Origin of the sequence: Streptococcus sp. (assembly GCF_032481935.1) — a bacterium.
GTDB lineage: Bacteria > Bacillota > Bacilli > Lactobacillales > Streptococcaceae > Streptococcus.
On sequence record NZ_JAWERU010000012.1, the window covers coordinates 77,081 to 86,827 of the forward strand.

The following is a 9,747-nucleotide window of genomic DNA, read 5'->3' on the forward strand; positions in this document are numbered from 1 at the left end:
ATAGCCCACCAACACCTCGATCTTGGTTTCTAGATATTCCTAAGAGGGGCTTTTCTAATGAGATTTTAAAAAAAGATTATAAAAAATGTATAGGAGATTAATCAAGTGAAAAAAACGCTCTTGGCAAGCGCCATTACGCTTTCAGTTTTTGGTCTAACAACCAACCTTAGCTATGCTGAGGAGAACAAAGTACAGTCAACCCCAGTAGAAACAACACACAGTGAAACCTCTACTGACAAAGTGGAGAAAAACAGTCTTCCTGCCAAGGAAGCTGAACCTTCAACTGAAGCAAATGCCAATCAAACGACAAATCCAGCTAAGAAAGAAGAAGACAAGGCACCAGAAATTCAAAAAGAAGGTTGGGTATTAGAGGAAAATATCTGGCGCTTCTATGAAAATAATGCCCCTGTTCTTAACTGGAAAAAAATCCACGGAAAATGGTACTACTTCAACAAAGATGGAATCATGTTGAGCGATACTATTTTTGACGGATATATCCTTACTAGTAGCGGGGCCATGGTCGATTCTGGTTGGAGTAAACTCCAAGAAAAATGGTATTACGCTAACGCTTATGGAAAAATTTCTCAACAAAAATGGGAAAAGATCGGTGGTGTCTGGTACTATTTTGATCAAGACGGTGTCATGCTCAGCAACACGATTTTTGACGACTATCTGTTTACTAATAGTGGTGCCATGGCTGAGAGTTCTTGGGTAAAACAAGATGGACAATGGTACTATGCCCCTGCTTCTGGTAAATTAATCAAAAATAAGTGGGACAAAATTAGTGGTACCTGGTACTACTTTAACAAAGACGCCACTATGGCAAACAACCAATGGCAAGGTAGCTACTACCTAAAAGCTAGCGGTGCTATGGCTGAAAAAGAATGGATTTTCGATAAAAACTATGATAGTTGGTTCTACTTGAAATCTGGTGGTACTTATGCAGAGCGTCAATGGATTGGTTCATACTACCTCAAGGCAGGTGGCTACATGGCTAAGAGCGAATGGATTGACGATAGTTACTATAAAGCTCGCTACTATGTAGATGAAAATGGAGTCTATGTTACAGGTACCTATAAAATCGATGGGAAAAACCAGCAATTTCAAAGTGATGGAAAATGGCTTGGAGAAGCTTCTACAAGCCACGGATTTGAAAAGGGGAAATATAACAATATCATCTTCCTAGATCCAGGCCATGGTGGTAAAGATCCTGGAGCATCTTATTATAACATCACCGAAAAAGAACTGAACATGCAAGTTTACCAAAAGCTACGCAAGGAGCTTGAAGGACTCGGCTATACTGTTCTTTCTTCAAGAGACAGTGATGTCTTTGTAGACTATGTCACCGAACGTTCAAGAATGGTTAATAAGACTGACTCAGATATCTTTATTAGTATTCACTTCAATGCTAGTGGTAATCCAGCTTCAAACAGAGCTGGAATCCAGACTTATTCTTATGAAGAAGCTGCTGGTTATCCTTCTAAGATCAATCCTTACTGGCATAACCACCCTGACAGAATCAGTGAAAGCAATCGCCTCGCGGCAGATATCCACTCTTCACTATTAGCTGAAACTGGTGCTAAGGATGCAGGTCGTCTACGAAGTAGTTTTGCTGTCCTTCGAGAAACTAATAAACCAGCCGTTCTATTGGAATTGGGATATATTGACAATTTCAATGAGAATCAACAAGTCCGCAGTGATGCCTACCAAAACAGATTGGTTGCAGGTATTGTAAAAGGGATTCAAAAATATTACGCAGGTCAATAAAGAAAAAATCTCGAGAAAATCTCGAGATTTTTTTGTATTATTTTTCTTACTTATTGGCTTCAGGAAAAAGAAATCCAATTCCAACGCAAGCCAAGACTCCAGCACCGATAACCAAACCGCTTGAAAGTGGCAAGATATCAAGAATGGCATTGGCGATGATAAAGGCAATAATCAAGCTCATGAGACTGGACTTGTAATCTTTTTTCACCAAATTCTCAAGGGTAAAAAATAGGAATAAACCTACTGGAAAGAGGGCCCAGATATTGACATCCAAACTTGGCCATCCAACAAAACCAAAATACAAAACTGCTACTGCAACGACTAAAAATCCGATACCTACTACTTTTTTCATGATACGACCTCATTTTCTATTTTGTTAGGAAGTTTTATCTCCCTTTAACAATTACAACTATAACAGAAATAAAAATCGCAAACAATAGCTTTTGTCTATGTGGCAGATATGATAGACTATGTGGTCAGAATTTTTCTAAAAAAGAAGCCATTGCTGGCTTCTTTTCATTCATTTTTCATTTTTCTTTAGACTCTAAAGCTGATTTGATGGCATCACGATCAGCTTTCAATTTCGCTAAATTCTTCTCTTCTGATTCTAATTGGCTCGTATCTGATTTAACGCGATAGTAAACATTTTCTGGATGCATCAACATTCCTTCATATTGTTGTCCTGCAAAGAGTCTATCCTCAGTGTGATTGGAATTGTCTGTTATTTTACCATCACCACCAGGTTCCATGACAACACCACTTGGTACAACGACTACCACAAACCCTCCCGCCTGAGAACCTTTTGCCCAAGCACCAAGGGCTACTGTTTCTGGGTTGCGATCATTCTGACTTTTTGATACTTTCAATTCAACAATAGACTCATGCTTTTGATCATTGTATATCCAAGAAGATTGGACTTCCCCTGAATCATTAATGATATATTCATTACCAGACTGTGTCCGCCAAGTACCCTCTAAACTTGATAAATCATTATTTCTGAGGGCTTCAATATCTAATTTGGGAACAGAAGCTTCTTTTTTTAATTGACTAACATGCTGCTCCGCTTCTGAGATCTTGGTATCCAAATCAGCCAATTGCTCCTTTAGCTTTTGAATTTCCTCTTCCTTTACCTTATCCTTATCATCCTCTTTCCCCTGACTTTTTGTCGTCTCTTCAGTCTTAGATGAGGAAGAAGTTTGATTTGCTTCTTGCTTGAGATTAGGTGAATTTAAAAAGATGCTAGCAACAATGATTATAACTAGAGCTGTTATGGCAAGACCGATATACATTTTTATATTATTAATTGTAGAAAGGGTTTCTGCCAATCTAGATGAAGTTCCTTTTCGAACGTGAGTCTTATCTACTTGTTTTATCCGTTCTTTCTTTTTCATGATACTCCTCCTCATTTTGATGAGTATTGATGATTCTAATAAACTAATATAATATTTATTTTATTGCTCTTTCTTATGCCGATTGCAGGGATCGAACCTGTGACCTTCGCGTTACGAATGCGGTGCTCTACCAACTGAGCTAAATCGGCGATTCCACTTATAGTATAGCACTATAAGAAAGGATGTCAAGGGATTCTTAACCCATCTTTTTAATCAAAATCTGACAAGGATTTTGAGGCCCCCAAAGTTGTGGAAAAATCTCTAATTTTTTAAAGCCAAGACTGCGATAAAAGACATTTGTTCGATCATAATCTTTATTAGAGCCTTCTGCTACTGTTTTCACTTGTAAATAATCAACGTTTTTGCGTGCTTCACTTTCTAAAGCAGCAAGCAATTGATTCCCAATCCCTCTACCTTGATGAGCTTTTTTTACACCGAGACAATCAATCTCAGCGCAATCTTCACTAGAATAGGACAAGCTTACAAAGCCAAGCAAATCACTCTCCTGAAAGGCGGCCCACACTTGCAAGTCCTTGGCTCCTTCGATGTAGGCTTGCGTGCTTTCTGGTATTCCAAACCATTCTGGCAAATCCTTTAAAACCTCAGCGACAACTGCCATTTTTGGCTCTTCATCCTTGACTTCTTTAATTACAAGCATCATAAGTTCCTTTCTTTATTTTACTCTTACTTTAGCTCTTACGAACCTGCACTTTCGTAGGCATCCAAGCCCCTGTCCCAGAGTTTCAAAGAAATGACAAAGAAGACAAGGGAAATCAGAATCAAACCACCAATGTTAAAGAGCCCGTCTTTGTCCTGCAAGAAATAGCTGGCAGGATAGTAGGCTGTAAAGGCGAAAGGTACGATAAAGCTAATCAACCAACGAAGAAGGGAATTGTAAATGGAAATCGGGTACTTAGCAAAGTCATTAAACATATAAAAAATGTAAATCATAGCGCCTGACTGCTTGGTCCAAAAAGCAATACTGGCTGTTGCAATTTTCAAGGAAGTATAAATCAAGGTCGCAAAAGGAATACAGACTAGGAAAAGCAGGAATTTGGGAAGAGTCCAAGCAATGCTAGTCGCCGTTGTCGCTAGTAAGATTCCACCGACTAAAAGTTCGCCCAAGGCATCAATCTGAAAGGTCTCAACGAGGATGTGAAAGAGAGGATTGATAGGACGAGTCAGATACTTGTCAAACTCCCCTTTTCGAACTAGTCGTTGACCTAAAGCCCAGAGATTGTCAAAAAAGAGATGATCTAATCCCTTTGGAATTAAGGAAAATCCATAGATAAAGGCAATTTCTTGAAAGGTCCAACCTTCTAGCGAGGGGATGTGTTGAAAGATGACATTGAGAAACAAGAGGTTCAGGCCTTGAGTGAGAAAGACTCCCAAGACACCAACCACAAAATCAACCTTGTATTCCATGATTTGTTTGATGTACTGTCTGATAAAAATCAGATGCATGCGTTGATATTTTTTCATACTAACCTCCCTGAATGGTGATAAATGACTGGACTCGTTTCCAAATCAACTGAGACAAGCCCACCATCACTATAAGCCAGAAAAGCTGAAGCAAAAGTGCTTGAAGAATCTGACTGGCATCGTATTTCCCAACAATAATCATGACCGGAGTGTAAATTAAGGATGAAAATGGCAATAAGGAGAGAATATCTGAAACGATTTTCGGAAAGAAAGCCAAGGGAATTAAACTGCCAGACATAAAGGCCACTATTGAAGTCTTGAGTAGATTGGAACCCCATAAATTTTTAAATACAAAGGCTGAAAATCCAAAGCAGATATTAAAGAAAAAGTTAATCAGATAAGCCAGGGTTAAGCTAAAGAGATAAAGGACAGTTAATCCCAGCACTTCTACAATACCTTGCCCAGACAAGATTTTCATCAAAACAATGACACTTAAAAATGGCAGTCCAACAGAGATAAAAATCAACCACTTGGAACCAAGCTCCGTAAAGAGGTAAGAAGCCGTAAAATGCACTGGTCGCAACAAGCGCATGATAATGGAACCATCCTTGACCTCATCACCAATCATAAAGGAAGAATCCGACCTAGTCAGAAGATTAGTCACAAAACTCATGATGATGTAGAGAGTGATATCTGCCATACTGAAGCCCTGAATCAAAGACTCTTGCGAAGAATCAAAGACAGCCTTCCAGAGATAAAAAGTCACAAAAGCACCCATGACATCGCCAATCCGATAGAGAATAAAGTTGACTCGATAGCTAATCAACTCCTGAACTCCTGCATTGATAAAGGGTTTATAACGTCTCCACAATTTGACCATCTTAGAGCTCCTTTCGATAGAAGCGACGGATAATATCTTCAATATCCGTATCCACCATCTTCAAATCACGGACTTCAAAATCAGACAGGGTTTGCTTGATAATGTCAGCTGACTGGTAGCGAGAACTATCAAATTCAATGTTGAGACTATTTCCTTGTCTATCAATGATCATATCAGGCAGACCTTCATAGTGAGAAACTAGATGACTTTGACCTGGCACCAATTCAAAGGAGAGAGTCTTCATCTTGCCAAAGGTCTCCTTGAGCTGGCTCACCGTTCCATCAAAAATCTCCTGCCCCTTATCAATCATAAAAATCCGATCACAAAGTTGCTCAATGTCGCTCAAGTCGTGAGTGGTCAAGAGAATGGTCGTCTCTTCCTCCTGATTAATCTGAGTAATAGCCCGACGAATATTATCCTTGACCGAAACGTCCAAACCAATGGTCGGCTCATCTAAAAAGAGAACCTTGGGATTGTGAAGCAAGGAAGCCGCAATATCCGCCCGCATCCGTTGACCCAGTGAAAGAGTCCGCACAGGATCCTTGATAAAATCCTTCAAATCCAAAACTTCATTCAAAAAGTCCATACGCTTATGGAAGAGCGAGTCTGGCACATCGTAAATTTCTTTTAAGACAGTATAAGTCTCTTGTAGGGCCAGATCCCACCATAGCTGGGTGCGTTGTCCGAAAACGACTCCAATATCCTTGACATAATCTTGGCGATTGTCCTGCGGAATCTTTCCGTTAATCCGACAATAGCCAGATGTCGGCTTTAAAATCCCTGTCAGCATTTTGATGGTGGTTGACTTCCCAGCACCATTTGCCCCGATAAATCCTAAAATCTGCCCTTTTGGAACCTCAAATGTTAAATCCTTGACCGCTTCAAAGGTCTGCTTTTCAGGATGAATAAAGGAGCGCAAAGCTCCCTTTAACCCCGGCTCCTTAACTGTCTTCACAAAATTTTTCTGAAGATGTTGCACTTCTATCATTGTCATATCTATCTCCCTATCGTAAGAAACAACATTGTATTTTTGACTACAAATATTCTAAATCCTTACTTTCTACACCTTCTACATTTTATTCTTACAGAAGGCTTTATACCAACCTATTATAGTCCAATAAAAACTAGAATGCAAGCGTTTGCTTATGGATTGTGAAATTGAAAATTTTTAACTCTAAGAAAAGATAAAAAGGTGATGCTGCATCACCTCCCTCTACCAAGTTAAGTCTTCAATCATGCTTCTTACTTGTAAATCAAGAGTCTTATCCTTCTTCAGTTCTCCAACCAAAGTCTGAATTTGCCGGACTAGATTTGGATCATTGTGATTATAGCATCGATGAAGCATCCAGATGTTATGTACAGTTGGACTTTTTAGAACTGACTCCATCAATAATTCCTCATAGCCTTGATGATAAAATCGCTCCACAAAGTGAACCAACTCACCTGGAGCCCCAAAATCTACTTCTGGATGCTTGGAAATAAAGTCTAAGACGGGGTCAACCAAATCAAAGGGTTGAGGGTAAGCCTCCATGGCATCTACAATCTCGTCTGCCAACTCAAATTCTTGGTCTTCAGTAATTGCATCATGCAAAGCAACTAACATATCATCTTTGGTAAGCATCTGATTCTCCTTTTCAACTTTTCCATATCATTATTCGTTTTTGAACTTCTTCTTCACTCATCAAACCTTGTTCGTAAGTAGTTTTCCAACTCCTTTTGGGATAAATCACTAGGAAGTTCAAACACATACTCATAACCTTCATCACAAAAGGAAACTTTCTCTTCAGGTGGAAACCATTTCCGAAGCCAGATGATATAGGAGGCATAATCTTGTAATCTATTTGTTGAATCAAAGTAATCAATCACAAAAACATTTTTCTTGCTACTTAAAGAACTTTCCAAGGTAAGCTGAGGACTTTGATAATCCCAAGAAAGCGAGTAAGCTTTTTCAGGATTCGTCCTTTCTCTGATCAAAATACCTGGGAATTTTTCTCTCAAAGCAGTACAAAAGGCTTGTAAATCTAGGAATATGGGGTCTTTACTCTCAATAAAGACAAAATCAGCAGTACTCATCAGTCTCTCTCCTTCTTTTTAAAACTGAAAACAGACCTTAACCATCAATGGCAAAATTCTCCAGACTCTCAAATGCCTGACCCTGATAGTCAAAAGAAAAGATATGAATATCATCAAAAGTTTGATCGCAGAAAGTAACGGTTTGTCTTTCTGGCTCGATGATGGGTTTACCCAATTTTTCAGTAGCTTCTTCATCTGTGAAATACCCATAAAATTCTTGTAAATGAGGCAGTATAAAAGCAAGAATACGAGTTCTATTTTTATGGTAATTAGCTGCAAGCAACTGAGCTTCTATCTCAAAATTTCCACTTGGTTTTTCTTCCCAAGCTACAAGAACATCATCTACTTCATGTAGATAGGCTTGCAAGGACTGATCGAAAATCATGGCTATTTCCCCTTCTATTCTATTTACAATAACAGAAAATAAAAATCACATAGATTGAGCTAAATGATTACCTAAAAGTATCTGGCATCATTCTTTTCACACTCTCATCTTTGTCAACTAGAAAACAATCTGGAAAGGTCATCTGTTCCCATTTTTTATAATCAAAACTTGAATCAAAATAATTGATTAAGATTCCTAGCAAATTTCCATGAGAACTCAGTAAAATGGTTTTATCTGAATACCTTTCTTCCAAGTCCGCAAATAAATCTAAAATTCTATTTAATGCTTCTCGATTGGACTCGCCTCCAATGAGAGATTTATCTGGATTTTGCCATAAATATTGAATTGTTTTTTCAAACTCAGTATCTTCAATAAATCTTGAGGATAATTTTCTTTCACGTAAACGATTATCAAGTACTATCTTATCAAATTGAACAGGAGAACTATTTACTGTCTCAAAAGCTCGCTTATAAGGGCTTGAAATAAAGTAATCTATTTTACAAGCATTTAAAAACTCCAACTGTTCAAGAGAAGAAAATCCTTTTTCCGACAATGTTCTATTAAAATCATCACTCGAGAATCTTGAATGAGCATGTCTAAGTACAATATAAGTGTTCTTCATAAAATGTCACCTCTCAATTATTGGAATCAGTTCAAAATAACTTTCTAAATCACAGTTACTCTGTTAAAAATTCTTCAATTCGAGAAACAAGTTCATTATTTTGATAATGATAGAGGTCATGTGGCGCATCCATATAGATGACTTGAACATTAGACTGGTCACTAGCAAATGTCTCTGCATAATGCTGCCATTCTGATTGGCTAAAACTAGTGCCTTCACCGTTAGACACCAGTAATAAGGTGGGAATTTTCAGATTGATGCTTGAAGGAACTTTCTTGGCATTTTCCTTTACCGTTTGGGATTCATGAAGCATGGCATTTGACATCAACTGCTTATAAGCTAAAAGTTTATATTGTTGTCGTTCACTTTCTGTCAGAGTTTGATTTTTTATATAAAAGGCCTCAGGGAAATAGCGTAATAAACCAATCTTGCTGCTCCAATAGGCCACGGTAAGCAAGGCTTGATTGATCTTTAAATCCTCATAACTTGACGGCAGTGCCCAATCCAGACCAATCAAGGCTTTCACTTCATCTGGATACTTCTCTTGCCAAGCTAGACTCTCTAGACTAGCCATTGAATGTGATATGATGATAAATGGACCTGAAAGATTAGCCTGTGACAAGGCTTGACGAGTTTCAGAAAGAACCTGCATCACATCTCTGGATTGATTACTATCCTCACTATAACCATAGCCAGCCCGCTCCACGATGACTACCTTATATTTTTTTGATAAGGAATCCGACACATTCTTAAAGTCCAAGATCGGGGAAGCAATTCCAGCACCGGATAAAACTACTATGGTTTCTGGACCATCCCCCTCAACGTAAACATTGATTTTGTGCCCATTAACGAGAACAGTTTTACCCATAGGAGTTAGGGAAGCTTGTTCCTTTTCTAAGCTGATACGATGAAAGATAAATGTCCCTACTAAAAAAAAGATAAGGAAACAAAGAAGGACAAGGGCTGATTTTTTCAGTACTTTCATAGCATTATTGTACAAAAATTAGACTCTTTTAGCAACTTTAGGATGGTTCTTCTAGTCTATAACCTCTATAAATCCAACACAAAAAACCCACCCTTACGGGCAGGTTTCTGTTATGTTTTGTTCAGCTAGATTAAGCTTTACCTTCTGAACCGAATACGTCGATACGTTCTTCAACTGATGCTTGGATAGCTTTTACACCGTCAGCCAAGAATTTACGTGGGT

Annotated in this window: 12 protein-coding genes and 1 tRNA gene; 1 reads left to right on the forward strand and 12 read right to left on the reverse strand. The window is 38.4% G+C overall.

Features of this window, described 5'->3' with window-relative positions; all coding sequences use genetic code 11:
• Nucleotides 1-105: 105 nt before the first annotated feature.
• Nucleotides 106-1,767, forward strand: a complete 1,662-nt coding sequence (locus tag E7C97_RS03860; RefSeq protein ID WP_061862879.1) for an N-acetylmuramoyl-L-alanine amidase — start codon at nt 106-108, stop codon at nt 1,765-1,767.
• Between the two features lie 46 nt (nt 1,768-1,813).
• On the opposite strand, the gene E7C97_RS03865 is transcribed toward E7C97_RS03860, so the two are convergent.
• The 12 genes from E7C97_RS03865 to E7C97_RS03920 all read right to left on the reverse strand — a co-directional run bounded on the left by E7C97_RS03865 (nt 1,814) and on the right by E7C97_RS03920 (nt 9,525).
• On the reverse strand, nt 1,814-2,119 hold the full coding sequence (locus tag E7C97_RS03865) for a hypothetical protein (RefSeq protein ID WP_316108208.1): 306 nt from the start codon (nt 2,117-2,119) through the stop codon (nt 1,814-1,816).
• A gap of 175 nt (nt 2,120-2,294) precedes the next feature.
• Complete coding sequence (locus E7C97_RS03870) at nt 2,295-3,158, reverse strand: DUF6287 domain-containing protein (protein WP_316108209.1); 864 nt, start codon at nt 3,156-3,158, stop codon at nt 2,295-2,297.
• A 76-nt stretch (nt 3,159-3,234) separates the two neighbouring features.
• A tRNA-Thr gene (locus tag E7C97_RS03875) sits at nt 3,235-3,307 on the reverse strand.
• 47 nt (nt 3,308-3,354) lie between these two features.
• A complete protein-coding gene (locus E7C97_RS03880; RefSeq protein ID WP_049503797.1) occupies nt 3,355-3,816 on the reverse strand; it encodes a GNAT family N-acetyltransferase in 462 nt (153 codons plus the stop codon).
• Nucleotides 3,817-3,854: 38 nt separating this feature from the next.
• Nucleotides 3,855-4,640, reverse strand: a complete 786-nt coding sequence (locus E7C97_RS03885) for an ABC transporter permease (RefSeq protein ID WP_049509910.1) — start codon at nt 4,638-4,640, stop codon at nt 3,855-3,857.
• A 1-nt stretch (nt 4,641) separates the two neighbouring features.
• Nucleotides 4,642-5,460 carry an ABC-2 family transporter protein gene (locus tag E7C97_RS03890; protein WP_049509909.1) on the reverse strand — a complete coding sequence of 273 codons (819 nt, stop codon included), beginning with the start codon at nt 5,458-5,460 and terminating at the stop codon, nt 4,642-4,644.
• 1 nt (nt 5,461) lies between these two features.
• Complete coding sequence (locus tag E7C97_RS03895) at nt 5,462-6,454, reverse strand: ATP-binding cassette domain-containing protein (RefSeq protein WP_316108210.1); 993 nt, start codon at nt 6,452-6,454, stop codon at nt 5,462-5,464.
• 219 nt (nt 6,455-6,673) lie between these two features.
• The gene (locus tag E7C97_RS03900) at nt 6,674-7,081 is read right to left on the reverse strand and encodes a hypothetical protein (protein ID WP_060955984.1); all 408 of its coding nucleotides are present in this window, start codon (nt 7,079-7,081) and stop codon (nt 6,674-6,676) included.
• 53 nt (nt 7,082-7,134) lie between these two features.
• Nucleotides 7,135-7,533: a hypothetical protein gene (locus tag E7C97_RS03905; RefSeq protein ID WP_021154464.1), complete on the reverse strand. Its 399-nt coding sequence runs from the start codon at nt 7,531-7,533 to the stop codon at nt 7,135-7,137.
• Between the two features lie 37 nt (nt 7,534-7,570).
• Nucleotides 7,571-7,918 carry a hypothetical protein gene (locus E7C97_RS03910; protein WP_060955985.1) on the reverse strand — a complete coding sequence of 116 codons (348 nt, stop codon included), beginning with the start codon at nt 7,916-7,918 and terminating at the stop codon, nt 7,571-7,573.
• Nucleotides 7,919-7,985: 67 nt separating this feature from the next.
• Nucleotides 7,986-8,540, reverse strand: coding sequence for a histidine phosphatase family protein (locus E7C97_RS03915; protein ID WP_316108211.1), 555 nt, complete (start codon nt 8,538-8,540; stop codon nt 7,986-7,988).
• A gap of 55 nt (nt 8,541-8,595) precedes the next feature.
• Nucleotides 8,596-9,525 carry an alpha/beta hydrolase gene (locus E7C97_RS03920; protein WP_316108212.1) on the reverse strand — a complete coding sequence of 310 codons (930 nt, stop codon included), beginning with the start codon at nt 9,523-9,525 and terminating at the stop codon, nt 8,596-8,598.
• Nucleotides 9,526-9,747 lie beyond the last annotated feature (222 nt).